Source organism: Moheibacter sediminis (assembly GCF_900176425.1).
Classification (GTDB): Bacteria; Bacteroidota; Bacteroidia; order Flavobacteriales; family Weeksellaceae; genus Moheibacter; species Moheibacter sediminis.
This window is the reverse complement of record NZ_FWXS01000004.1, coordinates 196,858-222,018: the sequence shown is the minus strand read 5'-3', so window position 1 is coordinate 222,018 and position 25,161 is coordinate 196,858. Positions and strand designations below refer to the sequence as shown.

Here is a 25,161-nt window from a genome sequence, read left to right as displayed (position 1 = left end):
AAGAAGAATATGGCGAAAACAAATAATCGTTTGGGAAGAGGACTTTCCGCATTGTTAAAAGACGAACCAAGTGTGGTTTCAGCATCCGACAAGGGTGCTGAAAAACTTGTGGGCAGTATTTTGGAAGTTGAATTAAAAAAAATAAAAACCAATCCCTATCAACCCAGAACCAATTTCGACAAAAATGCTTTGGAAGATTTGGTAAAATCCATTGGGGTTTTAGGGGTAATTCAGCCGATTACAGTTCGGAAAATTGAAGAAGGGTACGAATTGATTTCGGGAGAAAGGAGATTTCGCGCTTCTCAAATCGTCGGATTAGAATCGATTCCGGCTTATGTCCGATTGGCAAATGACCAGGAAATGCTCGAAATGGCATTGGTTGAAAACATCCAACGTCAGGATTTAGATGCGATAGAAATTGCACTTTCTTATCAAAGATTATTGGATGAAATCAATTTGACGCACGAACAATTGAGCCATCGTGTAGGCAAAGACCGAACTTCCATTTCCAATTATTTAAGACTTTTAAAATTAGATCCGATTATCCAAACCGGCATTCGTGACGGAATGATCAGCATGGGACACGGCCGCGCCATCATTGCGATTGACGATGTGGATTTGCAATTGGAGATTTATGAAAAAGTGATTTCAGAAAATTTATCGGTTCGTGACACGGAAAAATTAATCAAAACATTTAAAAATCCTGTCAAAGCAAAACCTGTAAAATCTTCTTTGCCCAATGAATTCAAAAAAGTTCAGAAAGATTTTTCCGAAAAATTTGGATCCAACGTAGAAATTAAAAGAAGTCAAAACGGAAAAGGAAAAATTATCATCGATTTCAAATCAGATGCTGAATTTGAACGATTGAGAAATCTTTTTGAATGAAAAATTTAATTTTATACATACTAATTATCATTCCTTTTTTTGCGTTTGCACAAGAAGAAAAAACGGATTCAATAATAGTTGCAACAGAAGAAATTGTTCAAGTAACCAATTCTGTCATTCAGGATTCTGCTTCAATTGACCATTTGACATTCAGAAATCCTATGCGCGCTGCACTTTATTCCGCCGTACTTCCCGGAATGGGTCAGATTTACAACAAAAAATGGTGGAAAGCACCATTGGTTTGGGGTGTTTTAGGAGTTGGAGCCGGTTTTGTCATTTATTATAACAACCTATATAAAGAAGCCCGTGGCTATTATTTAGACAAATTATATGGCACGCCAATTTCGGAACTTGGAATTGCAAATTTGACCAAAGAACAACTCGCAACGATACAAGATGATCGCAAGCGGACGCGTGATTATGCTATTGCATTGACGGCTTTGGGATATATGCTCAACATCCTAGATGCTACTGTGGATGCGCATTTGTATGGAATCAATAAAGACCCGGATTTGTCTTTTCAGCCTATTATCATTCAAAATTTAAACACAACCGAACTCGCTTTGGGATTGGGTGTAAGCTATAAGTTTTGATGGAGGCGGGATGCTTAAGATAATTCTAAATTCTAAATTCTAAATTCTAAATTCTAAATTCTAAAATAAAAATGAACATAGCCATCATCGGATACGGAAAAATGGGTAAAACCATCGAAGAAATTTTAATTGAACGCGGTCATACTGTTTCAGTTAAATTGAACCGAAAACCGGAAGTTGATGATTTGAAAAATGTCGATGTTGCGATTGAATTTTCAAATCCTGAAGTGGCTTTTGAAAATATTAGAACTTTAATAGAAAATAAAATTCCAACGATTTCAGGAACAACAGGATGGTTGGAACATTTACATGAGATCATAGAATTAAATCAAAAAAAAGATTGTGCATTTTTGTATGGATCTAATTTCAGTTTGGGCGTAAATTTATTTTTTGAACTCAATGAACGCTTGGCGAAATTGATGGCGAAATATCCTGAATACAAAATTGAGTTAGAGGAAATCCACCATACCCAAAAACTAGATGCACCCAGCGGTACAGCGATTTCTCTTGCCAGAGGAATCATTGAAAATTCAGATAAAACCGATTGGAAACTGGATGAATCAATCTCAGATGAAATCATTCCCATCAAAGCTTTACGAATCGAAAATGTTCCCGGAATGCATACTGTTTCATATATTTCAGAAGTAGATACAATTGAAATTACGCACACAGCGCATACGAGAAAAGGATTTGCATTCGGAGCCGTTTTGGCAGCGGAATGGATCCACGGCAAAAGCGGATTTTTCTCGATGAAAGATGTTTTGGGATTGGATTAAAACCTGAATAATTTCACTCCTTTACGGTATTTTTCCATCACAGACTTGAACAAATCTTTATTAGAAGGCGGCGAAAGCACGATGGCATTTGCGCCTGAATTGATCGATGCTTCGATGCTCCCAAAATTATTTCCACCCGTTGCCATAATTGAAACATAAGGAAACAAAGAAGAAATTCCTTTCACAATTTCACTTGTGTTTTTCCCACCGGTCACATGAAACACATCGACTCCTGAATTGATTCTGTTTTGGATAACCGATTTTTCTGAAGAAGCAATGCTCGCCACAATCGGAATGGAAATGCTTTTTCTCATACGTTCCAAATCTCTGTTTTCAAAAGGAATATTCACAATCACCCCAGATGCGCCCGAATCTTGTGCAAACATCGCCATTTCGATAGATTTTTTACCCTTTGTAGTTCCGCCGCCGACGCCGCAAACCACAGGTTTATCTGAAAACCCAATCAAAGTTTTCATCAATTTTGTAGAAGGTGCAAATGGATAAACAGCCAGCACCGCATCGGCATCGTTATTTTCAATCAATGCCATGTCGGTAGAAAATATAAGAGATTTTACATGCTGATTTCCAAGCGAAAGACCTTCACAATTTTGCTGAATCATGGAAGGTGTGCTGAGTGCTTTTTTTTGTAAATGATGTGTTTTAAAAAATCGATCCCAAAATGTGATTTTTTTATTATTACCCCAGATAGATTCGAAATTTAGATTTGTTTCCATTGACTTAAATTTATCCCAGCAACCTAAATTACAACTTTCAATTTTAATACCATTTTAATTATTTCTTAAATAATTGTAATCGGGTTAATTTCTGAAACAAAGCAGATAAAACTTGTAGTAAAATCTGATTAAATTCGACCAAAAAATTATTTCAAACCCTTCATTAAAATTCTTTTAACAAAAAATAACATTTTCAATTTAACTTTTCTCACGCCGTCTTGTCTTAAAATATTAAATTAGCACACTTTAATTGAAATGAAAATGATATTACTTTATTGGTTAATCGGATTTCTTCTGTATCAGATTATATATGGTGCTTCCACTTGGCAGCTTTACAAAAATGCCGGCAGAAAGGCTTGGGAAGCATTTATACCTTTTTACAATATTTGGATTGGGTTAGACCTTATCAAACGCCCGAAATGGTGGATCATCCTTTTCTACACACCCATAGTTGCACCGATTATGTGGTGGGTTTATTGGGTAGATTTCGGAAGAAGTTTCGGAAAACGAACCTGGACAGATTCGATTTTGATGATTGTAACGGTCGGTTTGTATTCATTTTATTTGAATTACGTTGAAAAACCGCATTACGAAGGACCTGAAGAGCGACAAGGAACTTTCATCGCTGCTTTGATTTTCGCAGTGATTTTAGCGACTTTGGTACACACTTGGTTCATCCAGCCGATGGTTGTACCAACGGGCTCAATGGAAAACACGATCAAAATCGGAGATGCATTGTTCGTTGACAAAGTAAGTTATGGTGTCCGCGTTCCATTTACGCCGATTGGAATTCCTTTTTCTGAATTCATCAACCGAAATGCTTATGTGGACAAAGCGAGATTACCTTATATGCGCTTGCCTGGCTGGAGCAAATTAAAATCAAATGACATTGTTGTTTTCAGTTATCCTGCCGATTCTATTTTCGATGCAATTGACAGAAAAGATGCTTATGTAAAACGTTTGGTGGGAATGCCGGGCGATTCCATTCAATACAAACAAGGAGAATTATATGTAAATGGAAAATTGTTCGTGCCGAAAAAAGATGCACTCGTTCAACATCGTTATGAAGTTGTGTCAAAAACAATGTTTAGTCCGGAATTACTTTATAGAGATTATGGTTTGATTCAAGGAGATTATGTCCTAAAAGGTAAAATGGGTGAAAATTTTGTTTATGTCTTTTTTGCTTTAACAGAAGAAATGTTCCAGCAGTTCAAAGCAAGTCAAAACGTTACTGAAATAAAAAGAATCATTACTCCAGAAGATCAAAAAGAATTTGGACCAAACATCGATAATTCTTTTCCAATGAATAAAAATTGGAACCAAGACAATTATGGTTCTTATTATGTACCTAAAGAAGGAGATGTTATTAAGTTAAATTCTTCCAATATTGAATTGTACAAAAAAATGATCTCAAATTATGAAGGAAATACACTGAAAGTCGATGGCGATAAAATTTTCATCAATGGAAAAGAAACCAACGAATATACCATTCAGCAAGATTATTTCTTCATGAGCGGTGATAACAGAAACCAGTCTTTAGATTCACGTTTCTTTGGTCCTGTTCCAGAAAACCACATCATCGGCCGTCCGATTTTGGTTTGGGCAAACATGAACGGAATGTTTGAACCGGCCCCTAAAAAATTCATCTGGGAACGTTTCATGACGTCAATCAACAATGACAATCCCAACAAGAAATCTTACGGATTTTATGTCTTAGCTGCTTTAGTTATATTTTTCGTTTGGGATTATTTCAGAATCAAAAAGAAAAAACAGAAAGAAAATAAATAAATGATTAGTAAAACCCAGTCAAGATTCTTTTCGACCCGAAGATAATCCTGACCAGGTTAATCAACAATAAATTTAAAAATGATTTTCCCGATATTTTATTTTGGACCGGTTTCTTATTTTGCTGAATTGATGAAAGCAGAAAATTACCAGTTCGAAATCCACGAAAATTTCCCAAAACAAACATACCGCAACCGCTTTTACATACAAGGCGCCAACGGGAAATTGAGATTGGGAGTTCCTACTGTTCATAACGGCAGCCGCAAGATGAAAGACTTGGAAATTTCTTATGATCATCCATGGCAGAAAGAGCATTTGAAATCGCTGTTTTCAGCCTATCGCAGCTCACCTTATTTTGAATATTACGAAGACGGAATTGTTTCTATTTTTGAAAAGAAAGAGAAATATTTATTTGATTTAAATTTAAAAACGATTGAATTCATCAGTTCAAAATTAAAATTAGACTTAAATCTAAATACGACAGCATCTTATGAATTGGTCGATGAATCCATTGATTTCAGAAATCAATTCAGTCCCAAAGCAGAATTACAGATTCAATTTCCTCCATACTTGCAGGTTTTTGATGACAAATTTGAATTCATACCTGACCTCAGCATTTTGGATTTACTTTGTAACGAAGGACCAAAATCTACTACTTATTTAGAAGAAATTATAAAAATTACGCACAATGAATAAATTTTGGATTACGCTCGGATTGGCTTTTACGCTTTCAGTAAGCGGATTGGCGCAAACCGCAGCCGAAAAAACACAAGAAGTTTGGTACAACTCTGACAAAGAAGCGACCGGAATATATGGTGTAAACACCGAAAAAGCTTGGCAGTTTTTAAAAGAACACAACCGTAAACCTAAAGAATTTATCGTTGCAGTATTAGACGGAGGAATCCAGGCTGACCACGTAGATCTACAAGCAAATATGTGGGTAAACCCTAAAGAAAAAGCCGGAAACGGGAAAGACGATGACAAAAACGGATACATCGACGACATCCACGGTTGGAACTTCATCGGAGGTGCAGATGGTAAAAATGTGGATGGGGATACTTTGGAAAAAGTAAGGGTTTTCAAATACGAATACATCCCTTTGTTTGCAAGTCCTGACACTGCTAAAAACGAAGCCAATAAATCAAAATATCCGGAGAAATTTGCAGATTATGAAGCCATCGAAGCTGAAATCGCTGCAAAACTTGCTGAAGCTAAAGGAACACTTCCTCAGATAATCAAAATGAAAGACGGTGTTGACAAAGGTTTCAAAGTACTTATCAACGATTTCAAAGAAACAATTGTCACAGAAGAAACTTTAGGAAAATACAACCCTTCCCAAGAAGCAATGGGCGCCATGATGGCTTTTGGTATGATGGAAAAATCTGATTGGTCAGGCAAAACGATGCAGCAGATTTATGATTTCATTGGTGGTGAATTAACAAGTTATGTTGAATATTTTGAAGGACGTATCAACGCGCACTACAATGTAGAGTTTGAATCGCGTGGAATCGTAGGTGATAATTACGCCGACAAAAAAGAAAAAATATACGGAAATGCTGATGTTGAAGGCCCCGATGCAGGACATGGAACACACGTTGCAGGTTTGATTGCAGCAGTTCGTGGAAACAATCAGGGAATAGATGGTATAGCCGGAAACCATATCAAAATCATTGGAGTTCGTACCGTTCCAAATGGTGATGAGCGCGACAAAGACGTTGCTAACTCTATCCGTTATGCAGTAGATAATGGAGCAAAAATTTTGAATATGTCCTTCGGAAAATCTCATTCTCCCGAAAGAGACATCGTTTGGGAAGCGATGAAATATGCAGAGAAAAAAGGTGCTTTATTGATTAAAGCAGCCGGAAACGACAACGTAAACATTGACGAAGAAGTGCATTATCCGACCAATTTCGACGACAAAGGAAATAAAGTCATCGAATCGTTATTGACCATCGGCGCTTCTACCGAAGACCCATTGTTATTGAAGGCTTCTTTCTCTAACTACGGTAAAAAATCGGTTGATGTATTTGCACCGGGAGCCAACATCATGTCAACTGTTCCACATGACAAATACAAAGCAGAAGACGGTACAAGTATGGCATCACCGGTTACAGCAGGTGTAGCTGCATTGATTTGGTCACATTATCCAAATCTGACTGCCGTTCAGGTAAAAGACATCATTATGCAGTCGGTAAACAAAGACCCTCAATTAGCTGATATTTCAGTGACAGGTGGTGTAGTTGATGCTTACAAAGCAGTTCAATTGGCAGAGCAGATGTCATCTAAAAAGAAATGAAACAGTTTGTCATTTGACAAGAAAAAATAATCACTTGTCATTCCGGCAAATGAGGAATCTAAAATCCCGATAAGTATAAACTTGTCGGGATTTTTTTTTCAATTCATTTATTATATTCACTATAAAATTAAAAGCCATGAAAATCTCTCACCTCTGCAGAGACTTTAGCAAGAATGAATCATTCTAAACAACTCCCAAAGCCCTTATCAACAGCTCAGCGACCTAATTTCTAACCTAAAATAAGATTAACACCCTGTACCCATCATTCAGCACTCTACTTCAAATTCCCCAACCTTCACGATCCAAACTTCTATATTGAATCGCTTCCGCAATATGATACGACTGCAAAACTTCATTTCTTTCCAAATCAGCAATCGTTCTCGCCACTCTCAAAATCCGGTCATAAGCACGCGCCGAAAGATTTAATCTTTCCATTGCCGACTTGATTAGCTTCTTTCCTTCATTATCTAATCGGCAAAATTCATCCAATTGTTTCGCCGCCATCTGCGCATTGTAATGTATATTTTTTAATTCCTTATACCTTTCCGTCTGGACTTTCCTTGCCTCCACTACCCTTTTCCGCACTTCAATGCTTTTCTCCCCATTTCGCTCCGCCGACAAATCATCAAACGGAACCGGACTTACTTCGATGTGCAAATCAATCCTGTCAATAAGTGGTCCCGAAATTTTGTTCATATAACGCTGCATTTCCATTTGGGACGAAGTATTATTCGGATCATCAGGAAAATAACCACTGGGGCTTGGATTCATGGAAGCCACCAGCATGAAACTCGACGGATAAGTTACCGTAAATTTCGCGCGGGAAATAGTCACCTCCCTATCCTCCAAAGGTTGTCGCATCACCTCCAAAACAGACCGTTTAAATTCCGGTAATTCATCCAAAAACAAAACACCATTGTGCGCCAGCGAAATTTCTCCAGGCTGGGGGTAACTTCCACCGCCAACTAAAGCAACATCTGAAATTGTATGATGCGGACTGCAATAAGGGCGCACCGTCATCAACGAAGAAACTTCACCCAGCTTTCCTGCAACACTATGTATCTTGGTGGTTTCGAGCGCTTCTTCGATACTTAACGGAGGAAGAATAGAAGGAATCCGTTTCGCTAGCATCGTTTTTCCGCTTCCCGGCGGACCGATCAATATAATGTTGTGACCACCTGCCGCAGCGATTTCCAGCGCACGTTTTACATTTTCCTGACCTTTCACATCTGCAAAATCAAAAGGAAACAGATTTAATTGCGAATAAAATTCACTTTCGATGTCCACTTTTAGTGATTCTATGATTTTGGTTTGATTAAAAAAATCAATCACCTCAGAAATATTCTCCACGCCAATTACATCCAAATCACTTACAATTGCAGCTTCTTTAGCATTTTGTTTGGGAAGAATAAAACCTTTGAACCCCTCATCACGTGCTTGTACAGCAATTGGCAAAACTCCTTTTATTGGACGAAGCATTCCATCCAGCGCCAATTCCCCCATGATTAAATAATCAGAAATCCCTTCAGATTTAATTTGTTGCGAAGCCGCTAAAATTCCCATCGCAATGGTCAAATCATAAGATGAGCCTTCTTTCTGTAAATCCGCAGGAGCCATATTGATAGTTATTTTTTTGCCGGGAATTTTATAACCGAGGTTTTGAAGTGCCGTTCCGATACGGAAATTACTTTCTTTTATCGCGCTGTCAGGCAGCCCTACTAGGAAATATCCGACGCCTGTATCTACATTTACTTCTATGGTAATTGTTTTGGCTGAAACGCCATAGATGGCACTTCCAAAGACTTTTACTAACATTTAAATTGGTTTTGGATTCAAAAGTTAATAATAATTTCTAAATTGCCTACCCTTTTAGAAGAATTTTATGGAGAAGAAAACCTATCAATTTGAATATCAAAAATTTAATGATTTAAACGAGTTAACAGATTCAGATAGAAAATTAGTTCAAATATCAAAAGAAGCTGCCGAAAAAGCCTACGCACCTTATTCTAATTTTAGAGTTGGCGCAGCTATTTTATTGGAAAACGGAGAAATTTTAACGGGAAGCAATCAGGAGAACGCTTCTTACCCGGTTGGAATTTGCGCAGAAAGAACTTTGCTTTCTTATGTACACGCAAATTTTCCCGATTTGAAAAAAATTAAAATGGCCGTTTCAGTATTAGATACAAACAAAGATGTTTCGCCTTGTGGCATGTGCAGACAAACCATTTTGGAATACGAAGCCCTACAAAATCAATCCATTGAGATTTTATTGCACAGTACTTCTGGGTCGGTTTTATCAATTTCTTCTGCTTCCGCACTTCTTCCTTTACATTTTGATAATCGTTCACTCTCTTAAAGTAGTTTGCACATATTAATTTTAACCTTTAAATTTGCGCTTCACGGTTAGTAAATATGGAAAAAATTACAAAAGAAACTTATCTCCAATGGTACAGAGATATGAATTTTTGGAGACGGTTTGAAGACAAATGCCGTTCACTTTATTTGAAACAAAAAATCAGAGGATTTTTACATTTATATAATGGTCAGGAAGCACTACCAGCGGGTTTCCTACATGCAATGCACGAAGGAAAAGACAATGTGATTACTGCTTACAGATGTCACGTTTGGCCGATGGCAATGGGCGTTGACCCAAAAAGAGTGATGGCTGAATTATGCGGAAAAGAAACCGGAACTTCAAGAGGTTTGGGTGGATCGATGCACATTTTCAGTAAAGAACATAACTTTTTTGGCGGACATGGAATCGTTGGTGGACAAATCCCGGTAGGTGCAGGAATCGCTTTCGGAGATAAATACAACGGTCGTGACAATGTGACCATTTGTTTGTTTGGAGATGGAGCAGCTCGCCAAGGAACTTTGCATGAAACTTTCAACATGGCAATGACTTGGAAACTTCCTGTAGTTTTTGTTTGTGAGAATAACGGATACGCAATGGGTACTTCAGTATCGAGAACTGCGAACCACAACGACATCTACAAACTAGGCTTGGGTTATGAAATGCCATCGATTGCAGTAGATGGAATGGATCCAGTAAAAGTAGCTGAAGCAGCATTCGAAGCATTGGAAAGAGCAAGACGTGGAGACGGCCCGACTTTCTTAGACATAAGAACTTATAGATTCAGAGGACATTCAATGTCTGATGCTGAACCTTACAGAACCAAAGACGAAGTTGAAAAATACAAAGACGAAGATCCGATTTTAAATGTACAGCATAAAATTCTTCAAAATAATTTTGCTACTCAAGAGGAATTAGACGCTATCATAGAACAAGTTAAATTAGACGTAGAAGAATGTGAGAAATACGCAGAAGACTCTGCTTATCCTCCACTCGAAAACATGTACAAATATACTTATTCAGAACAAGACTATCCGTTCATCGACGTTATCGAAAATAAATAAAGAAGAAATTAATTATGGCTGAGAAAATAACAATGCCCCGTTTGAGCGATACAATGGAAGAAGGAACCGTTGTAAAATGGCATAAAAAAGTAGGAGATAAAGTAACGGAAGGCGATATTTTAGCTGAAATTGAAACAGATAAAGCCATTCAGGAATTCGAAAGCGAATATGATGGTTTTCTTCTTTTTGCCGGAGTTGAAGAAGGTAAAACCGCAAAAGTTGACAGCATTTTGGCTATCATCGGTAAAGAAGGTGAAGACATCGCAGATTTGACAGGGGAAAATTCATCTGATAATAAACCAGAAGAAAGTTCATCCGAAAAAACTGAAGCGGAAGCTGAAGAAAAAGATTCTGAAGATTCTGAAACTGAACAAGAAACTGAAACTTCAGCAGAAATTCCAGATAACGTAAATGTAATTTCCATGCCGCGTTTGAGTGATACAATGGAAGAAGGAACGGTTGCGAAATGGCACAAAGCTGTGGGTGACAAAGTTTCTGAAGGAGATATTTTGGCAGAAATTGAAACTGATAAAGCCGTTCAGGAATTTGAAAGTGAATATGACGGTACTTTATTGTACATTGGCGCAGAAGAAGGAAAATCTGCTCCGGTTGATACCGTTTTGGCAATCATCGGTCCTGAAGGAACTGATGTTTCGGGAATTATTTCGGGAGGAAAACCAAAAGAGAAAAAAGCAGAAGCTCCGAAAGAAGAGAAAAAAGAAACTGAAATCAAAGAAGAAAAGAAAGCTGAAACTGCTCAGCCACAGGCAAAATCTTCTGAACCAGTTCAAAATATGTCAAGTAGTGAAAGAGTTTTTGCCTCTCCGCTTGCGAAAAATTTAGCCAAAGAAAAAGGAATCAATTTACAAACGGTAAAAGGTTCCGGTGATCATGGTCGAATTACCAAAAAAGACATTGAAAATTACAAACCGCAGACAGCTTCTGCTGCAGTTCAAAATTTTGTAAAACAAGAAAGCAAATCAGTTGCAAATTCTCAGATGAGGAAAGTGATTGCAAAACGTTTGGCTGAATCTAAATTCACTGCACCACATTATTATTTGAATGTAGAAGTAGATATGGATAACTGTATGAGTTCTCGCGAGCAAATCAATAAATTAAATCCAGAATCTAAAATTTCATTCAACGATATCATTGTGAAAGCTTGTGCTTTGGCTTTGAGAAAACATCCGCAGGTGAATTCATCTTGGAAAGGGGATGAAACTTTGATTCATGGGGATATCAATATTGGTGTAGCTGTTGCGGTTGAAGATGGATTATTGGTTCCGGTCATCAAAAACACAGATTTCAAATCCTTTGCTGAAATTTCCGGAGAAGTAAAAGACATGGCGAAAAGAGCCAGAGACAGAAAGTTGAAAGCGGACGAAATGGAAGGAAGCACTTTCTCTGTTTCAAATTTGGGAATGTTTGGAATTGAATCATTTACTTCGATTATCAATCAACCAAATTCATGTATTCTTTCAGTTGGAGCAATTATCCAAAAACCGGTTGTCAAAAACGGACAGATTGTCGTTGGAAACACGATGAAACTTTCTATGGCGTGTGACCACAGAACGGTTGATGGTGCAACGGGTGCTCAATTTTTACAAACATTGGTTCTTTATTTGGAGAACCCGATAACGATGTTTGTATAGAAATATTGTAAGCAGTAAATTTCTTTTAACATGATTTAAATCATTTATATTAAATTTTTATATACCTTAGTAAAAGTTTAACATAAAATAAACAAATCATGAGAAAAACTTTACTTTATCTATTATTTTGCACAAGCTTTGCTTTGCTAAATGGTCAGACAATATTGTTTGAGGACGATTTTGAGTCTTACACAATTACTACTCCAAATACTGGAGGCGGAACCCAAATCCCTCCAGGTTATACCTCGTATGATGTAAATGGTGATGCGTACAATTGGGGATTATCAAATCCATCACACTGGACACAGCCAATGGGAGATATCTATACAGGAAACTTTCTTGCATCAGTTTCCTACCATACAGGACCCAATGTACCTGTGCAGGCAGATAATATTTTGGTACTACCATTGATAGCCATTCCTGCAGATGCTACAGATGTTAACCTATCTTTCTATGCAGGGTCAGGAACTGACCCCGGTTTTTTTTCAGAAACATATGACGTAATAGTTACAACGGTTAATACTCAAGCAGCAATTTTAGCTGCAACTCCGGTTTACACCGAAACACTACCTTTCCAAGGAGGAGAAACAAAAACTGTCAATCTGGATGATTTTATAGGACAAAGCATCTACATATCTTTTTATCATAGAGATACATTTGATATGTGGGTATTAGGAATAGATGATATTGTAGTTAGTACCGGTGGTGGTACTGGTGGTGTTGAATATTGCGACCTAGTAAATTTAGATTGTGCAATTGAACAAATTAACAGTGTAACTTTCGCAGGAATCGAAAACCTAAACACAGGATGTGGTACTGCAGCTACAAATGATTTCACTTCTATGGTCGCAAATGTTACTATAGGTGAAAGCTATGATATGATTGTTGACTTGGAAGCTGATCCTGCTTTCCCAGATGATAATGCATTCTTCTTTATAGATTGGAATCAAAACGGAGTCTTAGATGATGCAGGAGAAGTTTATGAATTAATCATGCATACAGGAACAAGTGGTGAATATACGGTTAGTGTAACAGTTCCAGATGGTGCGATGATAGGAGAAACAAGACTTAGAGTAGGAATAGCTTATAACAGTGGTACTGGCTATGTACCTCAGCCATGTCCAGGTGATGACGGAACTCTTTTTGGTGAGTATGAAGACTACACAGTAAATGTTTCGGAAGGTGGAGGTCCATCTGAAGGAAATTGTGATTTAGAAGGAACTACCGTAGGCGGACCAACTTGGGATAGACCTTTAGCCGATGGTTCAGGAATGTCTGCAGTAGGCGTAGGTGTTACTTACCATGTTTATGGGCCATTTACAGTTGACACTGCCGGTTCATATAGCATAAATAGTACTCAAGAGTATGACGGATTTATTTTCATTTATCAAAATGCATTTGACCCTACAGATCCACTAACTAACTATTTAGCAGGTAATGATGATGGAGATGGAGGTATCGGAACTTCTGATATTACAGTAAATCTTGCTACGGGTACAGAATATTTTCTGATTACAACAGGATTTGACCCAACAGATTCAGGAACTTTTGTCAATACTATTACGGGACCTGGTGCTGTTACATGTGATGGAGGAATAGGACCAGAACCAGATTGTGAGGTTTCTTATGTTGGAACGTTCCAAGATGGCTTAGGAAACTTACAAACTCTTCAAGTAGCTAATGACTTTACAGTTGCGGCTAATACTGAAATGCAAATAGACCAGGTGAAAGTAAATATTTTCGGTAACGTTACTACTTCAAGCATTTACATTTATGAAAACTTATCAGGAACTCCTGGTGATTTAATTGGTTCACATGAAGGGTTAACTCCAACAACCCAAACATTAGTAGGAACTGCATTTGGATTTAATATCTATGAAATTGTATTAGATTTACCAACAGCTATTACTGCTACAGCGGGTACTTCTCAAACTATTTTCTGGTTAGGTATCACAACAACTGCAGGAAGTGAAGCTGTTCCAAACTATTGGGAAGCTGCCGATGCAACCACCAATGCGATTGCTCAGGTATCAACAGATGGTGGATTTTCATGGGCTGCTAACTCATTTGGACAAGATGGTGCATTTACAGTTGCAGGAGTTTGTGGTGAGTTAGGCATATCTGAAATGGATTCATTTGACTTTGCTTACTATCCAAACCCTGTAAAAGATGAATTGAACATTACTTCTCAGAAAGTAGTTCAGTCAGTATCTGTTTACAACTTGGCAGGTCAGCAAGTATCAACTCAGAAATTAAACTTAACAAACGGAAAAGTAAGCACTAGAGCACTTTCTCCTGGAGTTTATGTATTCAGAGCTGTACTTGATGGTGGACAAGTGGAAACTTTCAAAGTGATCAAAAAGTAATTTAAGTTTAAATAAATAACTTTTTATAATAGAGAATGGCCCGAAGATGATTCGGGTCATTTTTTATTGAATTAATTTTTATCAAAAAAAATCCCTGCCAAAAAGCAAGGATTTTGATTCTATAATTTAAATTAATGACTAAACAAATGGCAATTTCACCACTTCAGCCAATACATTTTTGTCGCGAATCTGAATTCTGATACTCGTTCCAACTTTAGCAAAATCAATGGCAACATATCCTAAACCAATTCCTTCTTTCAGTATTGGGGATTGCGTTCCTGAAGTTACAATTCCCAAAGTATTTTCATAGTCATCCACTATTTTATAATCATGACGCGGAATTCCTTTTTCAACCATTTTAAATGCTACCAATTTCTTTTGAACTCCTTCTTCTTTTTGTTTGACAATGATGTCTTTTGCAACGAAATCAGTGTCTAATTTTGTAATCCAAGCCAATCCTGCTTCCAACGGAGTGGTTTCGTCATTGATGTCGTTTCCGTAAAGGCAATATCCTTTTTCCAATCTCAAAGTATCTCGCGCAGCCAATCCACATGGTTCGATTCCAAATGATTTTCCTGCTTCAAATACTTTATTCCAAATTTCTTCTGCATTTTCATTGGCAAAATAAATTTCAAATCCGCCTGAACCGGTATAACCTGTTGCTGAAATAATTACGTTTTCAATTCCGGCAAAAGTGCCAATTTCAAAATGGTAAAATGGAATTTCGTTCAAATTTACATCGGTCAAAGATTGCATCGCTTCAATGGATTTAGGACCTTGGATTGCCAATAAAGACATTTCGTCTGATTTATTTTCCAATGAAACATTCCATTTGTTATTTTGATTGATCCAATTCCAATCTTTTTCAATGTTAGAAGCGTTTACAACCAACATCCATTCTTCCTCTGATATTTTATAAATAATTAAATCATCAACAATTCCTCCGTTTGCATTTGGCATACAAGTGTATTGCGCCTGACCGATGGCAACTTTGGTTACGTCGTTGGTCGTAACATATTGCAACAATTGCTCAACTTCAGCTCCTCTTACGAAAAACTGTCCCATGTGGCTCACGTCAAAAACGCCAACCCCTTCACGAACTACCATGTGTTCCTGATTAACTCCTGAATATTGAACGGGCATTTCATAACCTGCAAAGGGCACCATTTTGGCACCTAAATTTTTGTGAACTTGATTGAGTGCTGTTGTTTTCATCTTTTGTATTGCGTTTTTTGTGAAAGCAAATGTATTAAATTAAGATGATTCTAAAGCTGAGTATGATTTCAATCAATTAATTTGTGGTGCATCGCAAACAAAACCAGCCCTACCCTGCTTTTTACATTTAATTTTTCAAAAAGATTTTTCCTGTATCCGTCAACTGTTTTATGGCTAAGGTTCATTTCCTCAGCGATTTCTTTATAAGTCCTGTCGGTGCAGGCAAAACGAAGAAAAGTAAGTTCATTCCTTTTCAAATCATCTATCACACTATTTCCTTTTCGTTTCATGCTGTGTAAAAGCGCATTGCTTACCATATCACTATGGTAAAATCCGTCTTTAATAATTTCATCCATTGCTTCTTCCAGCGTTGAAGGAGAAACATTTTTCAGAAGATACCCGCTGGCTCCTAATCTTATACTACGGACTATTCCCTGTTCATCATCATTCATCGATAATATCAATACTTTTGCATCTATTTTTTTATTTTTAATCCACATCAGTGTTTCAAAACCATCCATCAATGGCATATTTAAATCCAGAAGTATTATTTGAGGTATTTTATTTTCTTCATTCTGCACTTTTTCGATAAAATCCTTACCATTTTCAGCCCTGAATGAGACTACATATCTTTCTAATTGGTTTACCATTTCAGATAGAGCACCTGTAAACAAAACATGATCGTCAACGATTGCAACGTTTATTTTTTCCATTTTTTTAGTTTGTTTGTTTGTTTTGGTAGCTTAAGTTGAGTTGAGCTCCATGATTTAGTTGAGATTCAAAATTGATTGCTGCACCAATTACCTTGGCTCTATTTTTCATGTTGATCAATCCTGTTCCTGTGTATTTATTGCCCTCAAATCCTATTCCATTATCTTGGGCTTTAATTCTAAATTCTTTTGAAGTGTATTCAAAATCCATATTTAGTTGAGTTGCTTTAGCATGTTTCAAAGTATTTGATATAAACTCCTGTAAAATTCTTAGTATAATTAATTCTGTTTCCTCATTTAATCTGTAAGGTTTACCGATGATTTCTAATTTGGCATTTAAAAGCTTGAGCCTTGTCAATCTCTGCATTTCTAGTTGAATTGAATCCAATAACCCAATATTTTTAACATAATCGGTATTTAATGCTTTGGACAAAGCACGAACCTCTACAATCGCTTTTTCAACCAAATCTTGTGATTCTACTATTTTAGGTTTTAAATCTTCCGGCGCAGCTCTAAAAAGGGTATGACTATAAATGCTTATTGTAGAAAGGATTTGACCGATGTTGTCATGAATTTCAGAAGATATATTTTTCAATGTTTGTTCCTGTACTTCAATTCGGGTTTGATTAATTTGTTGTAAGTATGCCTCCCTTCTTCGCTGAAAAAGTATGAATAAAATAATCAGACTCAAGCAAAATATCAGAATCGTTGCGGAAGCCGAAATGATCAGTATGTAAACGTCTTTTTGCCCCATATGAAACCAAAGATGAATAAAATATTTTTAAGGTAAACCGCTGATGCATGAAAATAAATGAGGTTAATTCTAAATTCTCCAATAGACTGATCCCAATTGGTAATTGCCTGCATAGGCAGAGCGATACCTAAATAAATCAAAAAACCCATGCATATCCAAAATAATATATTTCTATGAATTTCCTCAAACCTTACATTTGATCTCAAAATCTGATTGAACAAAAGTATAATCATGATTATAAGCATAAATGAAGACATTACGTAAGTCTGAGAAATAGGCTCAACAAGGAAATCTTGTACTTTAAAAATATAATTGCCAATCGTTACTGAATTAAATACTACTAAGAATACCAATAACAATCTCCTGTTGAACCTATTGAAATATTTCCAAAATATATATGCGAGAAAATTAAATTCAAAAACGCTTAAAATATTGAACAGCCATACATTATTAACTCTATAAAAGAATCCACAGTATAATTCCAGACAAGTTATAACTCCAAAATAAATCGGTAAGTATCTCAAATTGGAATGACGGTATTTGGTAAGTGTTATAAGACTTATCAAAAATGTCAATACCTCTAAAGAAACTCCTATATTGATAAACGTTCTCATAAATTAGTAAAGGTTCAAGTTGTAGCTAGAATTAGGGTTTTGGAGTATGGAAACAATAATTAGGACAAGTTTGCAAACCATTTGCAATAGAACTTCCAGGTGAAGATCCCAATAAAGAATCTAATTTAATTTCTTCAAACAAATCCTTCAAATCCTTTGGTTTTCCCTGTTCGGAATAAATCGGGTCAAAAGCCACATTGCCATTTTCTTTGGCATAAGTTGGAGCAAGCATCAATGTCAAATCATAAACTGTATTATTTGGATTTGGAGAGCCTGGCGCAGCTTCTTTATATTGTGTATGAATGAAGTCAATTCCGCTGACTTCAATTCCTTTCCCTGTAGATTCTTTTTCTATATAAGCGATGTAAGCTTTCAACTCCTCAATCGAAATCCATGTTCGTACAGCATATTCAGAACCGACCTCAAGCGGATGCGCTTCATTGTAATTGTCTAGTTGTTCCTTTGCTGTGTTTAATGAAATTAAGTTTGAAGGCGGTGTTGAATCCATCTTAGATTTTGATTTTGATTCATTCTCTTCTGTTGGATTTTGTTTAGAACAAGCAAATAATAGAAACAAACTCAAGAATAAACTTGAGATTTTAAGAGTTTTCATAAATGTTAATTTAGAGTTTAATAAATCAAAGAAAAGCATTTTATAAATGTAAATTTTAACACAAGTAAAAAAACAGGGAAAATCCTATTTTTACCATAGGGTTTTTCCTGTTAAAGAGAGCGGAATAATCCTGTTAAAATACCTGATTTTTCCTGATATGGATTCAAATTTATTAGCTCAAATTTGCGTCATAAAGTTTAATGATTAAAACTTTTTACAATGAGAAAAGATTTAAATATTTCATTTAACCTAAACCATTTTTACTACCACAATGACAATTATGAATGGACAAATGAGATGCCTTATTTCTGGTTTTCATTTTTTAAAATTGACGGTACAAGTTGTAAATTCAACGAAAATCTTGAATTAGAGGGAACTCCAACCATTTACAATCCATTTAATAAAATAATAGGAATCAACAACATAGAAGCTGACAAGCAAGATATCATTCAAATTCCGAAAGAATTAGGGCGTGAAGAATTTACACTCACTCCCATTTCTGTTCCTGATTTTGTAAAAAAAACTAACATTCACGATATGGAATCATACATCGGCTGCATTGTGGTTTTGATGAATGAAGATTGTGCGCTCAATGACGAAAAAAATATTTATGCAAAAATCCTTCAAGCCACTTCTCAAAAATATTTAAATGAATTAATTCCTTTGTTAAATGAAAATCAAACAATTATAGACGAACATTTGATAAAGTTAAAAGAGAACATTGAAATCAATATAAAAACTGAATCTAAAAAAAACCAAAGTTTTTGGAAAAGATTGACAACTGAAAATATAATTAATACGACAATTTGGACATTTTCATCTGATGAATTAAAATCCTTACGTTCAGCCTCACTCGCAAAATACTGGGGAACAGAAGGAATTTGGGAATTGTCTGGAAAGGTCAAAGTCAAAGAAAATCAAACTATTAAAACTAAAATATCTGAAATGAAATCCCGAAAAAAACACCAGATTTCAGTTCATTAAAATTTACTTACTATTTTCCATTTAAACTCGCTTTCTAAATTCCTGTCGCAAAACGATGGGAATTTTTTATTTCAAATCATATCTTTGCCAAATATTTTCTGGATTAAAATCAAATGAAATTCTCAATAATTCTATCAATTTTATCAGTCATTTTTTCTTGTCAAACTGCTCAGATTTCTTTGAGAAACGGCGATTTATTGTTTGTAGGCAACTCGTCCGGAAATCTGTCAAAAGCCATCGATGAAGTAACTAAAACAGAAAAATCAACCAATTTTTCTCACATCGCTTTGGTTGAAAAATCAGGAAATGAAATTTGGATTTTGCACGCCGCACCGGAAAACGGTTCGGAGAGAATTTCTTTAGATGAATTTAAAAATTACGCAAAAAAAGATTCGTCTGAAATTGTCATTTACCGCATCAAAAAAGAATTTAAGCCTGATTTTGAAAATGCAATTTCTCAATCTAAAACGATGTTGGGAAAACCTTATAATTTCACTTATATTTTGAGTGACACGGCTTATTATTGTTCTGATTTTGTATACAATTCATTTGAAAAAGATTCCATTTTTGAAATGAATCCAATGACTTTCAAAAATCCGCAAACTAATGAATTTCACCCAACCTGGATTCTATTTTACCAAAAACAAAATCTCGAAATTCCCGAAGGCGAGCCGGGTTGTAATCCAAACGGAATGGCAGCTTCAGAGAAATTAGAATTGATTGGAATTTTAAAATAGTCTTCCAGCAAAATTAATTTCCATCATACTCCACGAAATTTCTTGGCGTTTCGAAAAGTGTTATTTTCAGTTCCAGTCCAGCATCTAATTTAGCACGAATTCGGTTCCAAATTACAACTGCAATATTTTCAACCGTTGGATTTAATTTTTGAAATTCTTCAACCTCAATATTCAGATTTTTATGGTCTAAATATTCTTCAACTTGAGTTAAAATTATGGCCTTCAAATCATCCAGATTCATCACAAAACCCGTTTCAGGATTGATTTCTCCTTTGATGCTCACGATCATTTCGTAGTTATGTCCGTGAAAATTAGGATTGGAACATTTACCAAAAACTTCATAATTCCTTTCATCATCCCAAGTTGGATTAAATAATCTATGCGCCGCATTGAAATGTGCTTTTCTACTGATTGTAACTTTCATATTGCAGTTTTGCTAAATATTCTTTAAAAATAATTTTGAACCAAATGGTATAATTTTCAGGGTTTGAATTCATGTCTTCGATTAAATTCTCCATCGAAATCCATTTATAATCGGAAACTTCTTCGGGATTGACTTGAATTTCTCCATTATAAATTCCGGTAAAAACACGGTCTAGTTCATGTTCGTACAAATCATTGTCCAATTTTGCTTTGTAAATAAAATGAAATTTTTCCTCCAATTCACAGCTGAAACCCATCTCTTCTTGAATTCTACGCTGTGCAGCTTGTATATAAGTTTCATTTTCGCGCGGATGACTACAGCAAGTGTTTGTCCAAAGTCCGGGCGAATGGTACTTCCCTTCTGCCCTTTTCTGCAAAAGTGTTTCACCTTCAGAATTAAATACAAAAACCGAAAAAGCTCGATGAAGTAAACCAGCAATATGTGCCTGCTGTTTTTCCATCAAACCCAACTGATTATCATTTTCATCAACCAAAACTACATATTCCGTCATAGCGCAAAGTTAAGAAGATTGTTTTTAGTGTTTAGTAAAATGAATTTCTAAATTAAGAAAATGCTTGGCACATCGTTTGAAATTATATATGAAATAAATTTAGGGAAACACAATTAAAACACTGACTATCAATTAAATTAAAATAAAATAAAACTTAAATTTAATTCTTAATCTTAATTTAAATTTGATTTCCTGACATATTTACATAAAAGCTAAAGATGAAAATAGACAACTTGTCACTCGACCATATCATAAATGAAGATGTAGAATTAATTCCTCTAATGAGCGAGGAAGAAGAAAAAAAATACAAAAAACAACCAATTCCTGAAGTCCTTCCGATACTTTCATTGAAAAATACTGTATTGTTTCCTGGAGTTGTAGTTCCGATTACCGCTGGTAGAAATCAGTCCATCAAATTATTGGAAGATGCTTACAAAGCCGATAAAATTATTGGAGTTGTTTCGCAAAAAAATACGAAATTGGATGTTCCGCTTCCGACAGATATTTATGAAATCGGAACAGTTGCACGCATTTTAAAAATGCTCAAAATGCCTGACGGAAATACAACAGTTATTTTACAAGGAATCAAACGTTTTGAATGGATTGAAATGTTGCAGACAGAACCTTATTTCAAAGCGACAATTAAAGTTATAGAAGATAAAAAGCCCAGCAATAAAAACAAGGAATACCAAGCTGTCATCGATTCTGTAAAAGACATGGCGCTTAGAATTGTGGACATCAATCCAGCGCTTCCATCTGAAGCTAGTATGGCGATTAACAGCATCGAAAGCCCTTCGTTTTTGGTAAATTTTGTAAGTTCAAATTTGAATTTAACGATTAGTGAAAAGCAAAGTTTGCTTGAAATCACAAATCTGAAAGACCGTGCAACAGCCGCTATGAAATTCATGGGACTGGAATTGCAGAAGTTGGAATTGAAAAATGACATCCAGTCAAAAGTTCGTGTGGATATGGATCAACAACAACGCGAATATTTTCTTCACCAACAAATGAAAACCATCCAGGAAGAATTGGGTGGTGTTTCGTCTGAAGCTGAAATTGAAAGCATGCGTGAACGCGCCAAAACAAAGGCTTGGAGCGAGGAAACTAAAATTCAATTTGAAAAAGAATTGAACCGAATGTTGCGTCTGAATCCACAAATGCCGGAACACAGCATCCAGAGAAATTATCTGGAATTCATGTTGGATCTGCCTTGGAACGAAGTAACGAAAGATGATTTCGACTTGAAAAAAGCGCAGAAAATCCTTGACCGAGATCATTTCGGATTGGAAGATATCAAAGAAAGAATCATTGAATATCTCGCCGTTTTGAAATTAAAAGGCGACATGAAATCGCCGATTATTTGTCTTTATGGACCTCCGGGCGTAGGTAAAACTTCATTAGGAAAATCAGTTGCAGAATCATTAGGCAGAAAATACATCAGGATGTCTTTGGGTGGTTTGCACGACGAATCAGAAGTTCGTGGACACAGGAAAACCTATATCGGTGCGATGCCGGGAAGAATTCTGCAATCCATCAAAAAAGCAGGAAGTTCCAATCCGGTTTTCATTTTAGATGAAATAGACAAGATGGGAAGCAGTGCACATGGAGATCCTTCCTCAGCGATGTTAGAAGTTCTTGATCCTGAGCAGAATAATTCTTTTTATGACAATTATTTAGAACAAGGATATGATTTATCGAAAGTATTTTTCATTGCAACAGCCAATAACGTTGCGGACATTCCAATGCCACTTCGCGACCGTATGGAAATGGTCAATATAGCCGGATATACCATTGAAGAAAAAGTTGAAATTGCTTTTAAATATTTGCTTCCGAAACAGTTGAAAGAACACGGTTTGAAAAAAGATGATATTTCCATTTCTAAAAAGGATTTGGAATTTTTGGTTGAAACTTACACACGTGAATCGGGTGTCAGAAATTTGGAGCAACAAATCGCAAAAGTCGTTCGCAATACAGCGAAAAAAATTGCGATGGAAGAAACTTATGAGAAAAAATTCACACCAGAAATGATTCGTGAAATTCTCGGCCCCGGAAGAAACAAAGACAAATACGAAACCAACGAAGTTCCCGGTGTGGTAACAGGCTTAGCTTGGACGAGAGTTGGTGGGGATATTCTTTTCATTGAGTCAATTTTGTCTAAAGGAAAAGGGAACTTGACGATTACCGGAAACCTTGGGAATGTAATGAAAGAATCCGCGAGAATCGCATTGGAATACATCAAAGCGCATGCAGATGAACTCCAAATCAAATATGAAGTTTTTGACAATTACAACTTACACATCCACGTGCCGGAAGGCGCAACACCCAAAGATGGACCTTCTGCCGGAATCACGATGTTGACTTCGCTCGTTTCTTCATTTACACAAAGAAAAGTAAAAGCCAATTTGGCGATGACAGGTGAAATTACGCTTCGTGGAAAAGTTTTAGCAGTGGGTGGGATCAAAGAAAAAATATTGGCTGCGAAACGTGCCGGAATCAAAGAAATTATCCTCAGCGAAGAAAACCGAAAGGATATCGAAGAGATCAAAGCAGAATACATCAAAGGTTTAAAATTCCATTATGTAACCGAGATGATGGACGTTTTGAAAATCGCTTTGCTAAAACAGAAAGTGAAGGGAGCTAGGGTTCTTTAAGTAGAAAGTATCAAGACAAACAAGTATAAGGATGAAAGAAATCATGATAATCGTGTCTTCTTTTTTATGTTTAGTTCTTGACCTTAAAACTCCACGTAAAAAAAAATTCCGCCACTTGGTCACCTTTTTCATCGATGCCGACACTGCGCATTTTTAGGATTTGACCTTCTTTGGTTTCGATTGCTTTTTGAAGAATCTCATCTAATTCAGCACCTTGTTCGCAAGTGAAGATTATTTTCCCGATTGCTTTTTTGGTGAAATTGGCTTGTAAACCCACAACAAGCATGGAAAATTTATGATTGGATTTTTTAATTTTGTCCATGCAAAGGGCTCCGGTTGAAAGTTCCGCTGCCATTCCCTGAACTGCCCAAAACATACTTTTGAAAGGATTTTGATTGAGCCAACCCAATTTGACAGAAATCTGGGATTTATTTCCATCGAAAGAATGCAATTTCAATCCGGCAATTTTTGCAATCGGAATTTTGAACATCAACATTTTATTGAACAGCGCTGAATTCATAAAGTTTTATTAATTATTCAAATATAAAACCCACATCTGACAAACCTTAGCTTTTTTCAAAAAATTATGAATTATCTTTGTGAAAATTAGATTTTTTTAATGCAGACGACAGTTTTTATCATTCTTGGACTTTTCATACTTCACTGGTATGCATCGTTGTTTTTTCAATCCATGTTTCACCATAGATATGCTGCACACGGTATGTTTACGATGTCTAATTTTTGGGAAAAAACATTTCACATCGGTTCATTTGTGACACAAGGTGCATCTTACCTGAGCCCTTATGCCTATGGCGTTATGCACCGTTTACACCATGCTTTTGCTGATACTGAAGAAGATCCGCATTCACCGATAATTGACAAGGATTTATTTGCCATGATGTGGAGAACACGAAAAGTGTATATGGACATTGACCAGGAAATTGCCGTTGTAGGAGAAAAATTCAAAAAAGGTGTTCCGAAATGGCGAAGTTTTGACAGATTTGCGGAATCGAGAGTTACACGATTGGTTTGGGTTGCGATTTATGTTTTGGCTTTTATTTTATTGGATGCGCCATGGTGGTTATGGATTTTGATTCCGATTCACGTTTTGATGTCGCCTGTTCACGGTGTAATTGTGAATTGGTATTCACATAAATATGGTTATAGAAATTACGATGTGAAAGATACTTCTCACAATTTATTTCCGGTGGATTTGCTGATGTGGGGTGAAAGTCTGCACAACAATCACCACAAATTCGGCGGACGTCCTAATTTTGCAGTTAAATGGTATGAATTTGACCCGTTATATCCATTCATTTGGTTGATGGATAAAATGCGCATCATCCGTTTCAAAAATAATCCTGCCACGCAATACATGTAATTCAATTAATTCTTTATCATTTAATAATTAATTCAAATTAGAACTGATTTTTAATTCCTAAAA

The 25,161-nt window shown here is 36.1% G+C and carries 24 protein-coding genes; 14 read left to right on the top strand and 10 right to left on the bottom strand.

From position 1 onward, the window contains the following. The first annotated feature begins 9 nt into the window (after positions 1-9). The 3 genes from B8977_RS07785 to dapB all read left to right on the top strand — a co-directional run bounded on the left by B8977_RS07785 (position 10) and on the right by dapB (position 2,254). Positions 10-885 (top strand): ParB/RepB/Spo0J family partition protein, encoded by an 876-nt coding sequence (locus tag B8977_RS07785; RefSeq protein ID WP_084017130.1) that lies wholly within the window; start codon positions 10-12, stop codon positions 883-885. After that, positions 882-1,478 (top strand): DUF5683 domain-containing protein, encoded by a 597-nt coding sequence (locus B8977_RS07780; RefSeq protein WP_084017129.1) that lies wholly within the window; start codon positions 882-884, stop codon positions 1,476-1,478. Before B8977_RS07785 ends, B8977_RS07780 begins: the two co-directional genes overlap by 4 nt. A 71-nt stretch (positions 1,479-1,549) precedes the next feature. Then, positions 1,550-2,254, top strand: coding sequence for a 4-hydroxy-tetrahydrodipicolinate reductase (gene dapB / locus B8977_RS07775; RefSeq protein WP_084017128.1), 705 nt, complete (start codon positions 1,550-1,552; stop codon positions 2,252-2,254). Here the strand turns inward: dapB and B8977_RS07770 are convergent. Continuing rightward, the gene (locus tag B8977_RS07770; protein ID WP_084017127.1) at positions 2,251-2,988 is read right to left on the bottom strand and encodes a beta/alpha barrel domain-containing protein; all 738 of its coding nucleotides are present in this window, start codon (positions 2,986-2,988) and stop codon (positions 2,251-2,253) included. The genes dapB and B8977_RS07770 overlap by 4 nt on opposite strands. A 261-nt stretch (positions 2,989-3,249) precedes the next feature. Between B8977_RS07770 and lepB the strand changes: the two genes are divergently transcribed. The 3 genes from lepB (at position 3,250) to B8977_RS07755 (ending at position 7,069) form a co-directional block, all read left to right on the top strand. Next, the gene (lepB, locus tag B8977_RS07765; protein ID WP_084017207.1) at positions 3,250-4,776 is read left to right on the top strand and encodes a signal peptidase I; all 1,527 of its coding nucleotides are present in this window, start codon (positions 3,250-3,252) and stop codon (positions 4,774-4,776) included. A 78-nt stretch (positions 4,777-4,854) separates the two neighbouring features. Next, on the top strand, positions 4,855-5,469 hold the full coding sequence (locus tag B8977_RS07760; protein ID WP_084017126.1) for a WbqC family protein: 615 nt from the start codon (positions 4,855-4,857) through the stop codon (positions 5,467-5,469). Next, positions 5,462-7,069, top strand: a complete 1,608-nt coding sequence (locus tag B8977_RS07755) for a S8 family serine peptidase (protein WP_084017125.1) — start codon at positions 5,462-5,464, stop codon at positions 7,067-7,069. The genes B8977_RS07760 and B8977_RS07755 overlap by 8 nt, the downstream gene beginning before the upstream one ends. A gap of 279 nt (positions 7,070-7,348) precedes the next feature. On the opposite strand, the gene B8977_RS07750 is transcribed toward B8977_RS07755, so the two are convergent. Beyond that, positions 7,349-8,884: a YifB family Mg chelatase-like AAA ATPase gene (locus B8977_RS07750; RefSeq protein ID WP_084017124.1), complete on the bottom strand. Its 1,536-nt coding sequence runs from the start codon at positions 8,882-8,884 to the stop codon at positions 7,349-7,351. A gap of 67 nt (positions 8,885-8,951) precedes the next feature. Here B8977_RS07750 and cdd point away from each other — a divergent pair, with 67 nt between their 5' ends. The 4 genes from cdd to B8977_RS07730 all read left to right on the top strand — a co-directional run bounded on the left by cdd (position 8,952) and on the right by B8977_RS07730 (position 14,504). Continuing rightward, the gene (gene cdd, locus B8977_RS07745; RefSeq protein ID WP_084017123.1) at positions 8,952-9,425 is read left to right on the top strand and encodes a cytidine deaminase; all 474 of its coding nucleotides are present in this window, start codon (positions 8,952-8,954) and stop codon (positions 9,423-9,425) included. A gap of 56 nt (positions 9,426-9,481) precedes the next feature. Further along, on the top strand, positions 9,482-10,486 hold the full coding sequence (gene pdhA / locus B8977_RS07740; protein WP_084017122.1) for a pyruvate dehydrogenase (acetyl-transferring) E1 component subunit alpha: 1,005 nt from the start codon (positions 9,482-9,484) through the stop codon (positions 10,484-10,486). A 14-nt stretch (positions 10,487-10,500) separates the two neighbouring features. Continuing rightward, the gene (locus B8977_RS07735; RefSeq protein ID WP_084017121.1) at positions 10,501-12,138 is read left to right on the top strand and encodes a pyruvate dehydrogenase complex dihydrolipoamide acetyltransferase; all 1,638 of its coding nucleotides are present in this window, start codon (positions 10,501-10,503) and stop codon (positions 12,136-12,138) included. A gap of 98 nt (positions 12,139-12,236) precedes the next feature. After that, the gene (locus B8977_RS07730) at positions 12,237-14,504 is read left to right on the top strand and encodes a GEVED domain-containing protein (RefSeq protein ID WP_084017120.1); all 2,268 of its coding nucleotides are present in this window, start codon (positions 12,237-12,239) and stop codon (positions 14,502-14,504) included. A 138-nt stretch (positions 14,505-14,642) separates the two neighbouring features. Here B8977_RS07730 and gcvT read toward each other — a convergent pair whose 3' ends face one another. The 5 genes from gcvT to B8977_RS07705 all read right to left on the bottom strand — a co-directional run bounded on the left by gcvT (position 14,643) and on the right by B8977_RS07705 (position 18,410). Then, positions 14,643-15,719: a glycine cleavage system aminomethyltransferase GcvT gene (gcvT, locus tag B8977_RS07725; RefSeq protein ID WP_084017119.1), complete on the bottom strand. Its 1,077-nt coding sequence runs from the start codon at positions 15,717-15,719 to the stop codon at positions 14,643-14,645. 68 nt (positions 15,720-15,787) lie between these two features. Beyond that, positions 15,788-16,432 (bottom strand): response regulator, encoded by a 645-nt coding sequence (locus B8977_RS07720; RefSeq protein ID WP_084017118.1) that lies wholly within the window; start codon positions 16,430-16,432, stop codon positions 15,788-15,790. A 4-nt stretch (positions 16,433-16,436) separates the two neighbouring features. Beyond that, on the bottom strand, positions 16,437-17,024 hold the full coding sequence (locus tag B8977_RS07715; RefSeq protein WP_159447470.1) for a sensor histidine kinase: 588 nt from the start codon (positions 17,022-17,024) through the stop codon (positions 16,437-16,439). A gap of 131 nt (positions 17,025-17,155) precedes the next feature. Further along, a complete protein-coding gene (locus tag B8977_RS15000; protein WP_143736382.1) occupies positions 17,156-17,797 on the bottom strand; it encodes a hypothetical protein in 642 nt (213 codons plus the stop codon). A 31-nt stretch (positions 17,798-17,828) separates the two neighbouring features. Next, positions 17,829-18,410, bottom strand: a complete 582-nt coding sequence (locus B8977_RS07705; RefSeq protein WP_084017115.1) for a hypothetical protein — start codon at positions 18,408-18,410, stop codon at positions 17,829-17,831. Between the two features lie 219 nt (positions 18,411-18,629). On the opposite strand from B8977_RS07705, the gene B8977_RS07700 reads away from it, so the two are divergent. Beyond that, positions 18,630-19,394 (top strand): hypothetical protein, encoded by a 765-nt coding sequence (locus B8977_RS07700; RefSeq protein WP_084017114.1) that lies wholly within the window; start codon positions 18,630-18,632, stop codon positions 19,392-19,394. Between the two features lie 113 nt (positions 19,395-19,507). Continuing rightward, positions 19,508-20,131 carry a YiiX/YebB-like N1pC/P60 family cysteine hydrolase gene (locus B8977_RS07695; RefSeq protein ID WP_245828489.1) on the top strand — a complete coding sequence of 208 codons (624 nt, stop codon included), beginning with the start codon at positions 19,508-19,510 and terminating at the stop codon, positions 20,129-20,131. 13 nt (positions 20,132-20,144) lie between these two features. On the opposite strand, the gene B8977_RS07690 is transcribed toward B8977_RS07695, so the two are convergent. Both B8977_RS07690 and idi read right to left on the bottom strand, forming a co-directional pair. Further along, positions 20,145-20,555, bottom strand: coding sequence for a 6-pyruvoyl trahydropterin synthase family protein (locus B8977_RS07690; protein WP_084017113.1), 411 nt, complete (start codon positions 20,553-20,555; stop codon positions 20,145-20,147). Continuing rightward, positions 20,536-21,066 carry an isopentenyl-diphosphate Delta-isomerase gene (gene idi / locus B8977_RS07685; protein ID WP_084017112.1) on the bottom strand — a complete coding sequence of 177 codons (531 nt, stop codon included), beginning with the start codon at positions 21,064-21,066 and terminating at the stop codon, positions 20,536-20,538. The genes B8977_RS07690 and idi overlap by 20 nt, the downstream gene beginning before the upstream one ends. A 218-nt stretch (positions 21,067-21,284) precedes the next feature. Between idi and lon the strand changes: the two genes are divergently transcribed. Then, positions 21,285-23,717 (top strand): endopeptidase La, encoded by a 2,433-nt coding sequence (lon, locus tag B8977_RS07680; protein WP_084017111.1) that lies wholly within the window; start codon positions 21,285-21,287, stop codon positions 23,715-23,717. A gap of 70 nt (positions 23,718-23,787) precedes the next feature. On the opposite strand, the gene B8977_RS07675 is transcribed toward lon, so the two are convergent. Continuing rightward, positions 23,788-24,237 (bottom strand): DUF4442 domain-containing protein, encoded by a 450-nt coding sequence (locus B8977_RS07675; RefSeq protein ID WP_084017110.1) that lies wholly within the window; start codon positions 24,235-24,237, stop codon positions 23,788-23,790. Between the two features lie 99 nt (positions 24,238-24,336). Here B8977_RS07675 and B8977_RS07670 point away from each other — a divergent pair, with 99 nt between their 5' ends. Further along, positions 24,337-25,098, top strand: coding sequence for an acyl-CoA desaturase (locus B8977_RS07670; protein WP_084017109.1), 762 nt, complete (start codon positions 24,337-24,339; stop codon positions 25,096-25,098). Positions 25,099-25,161 lie beyond the last annotated feature (63 nt).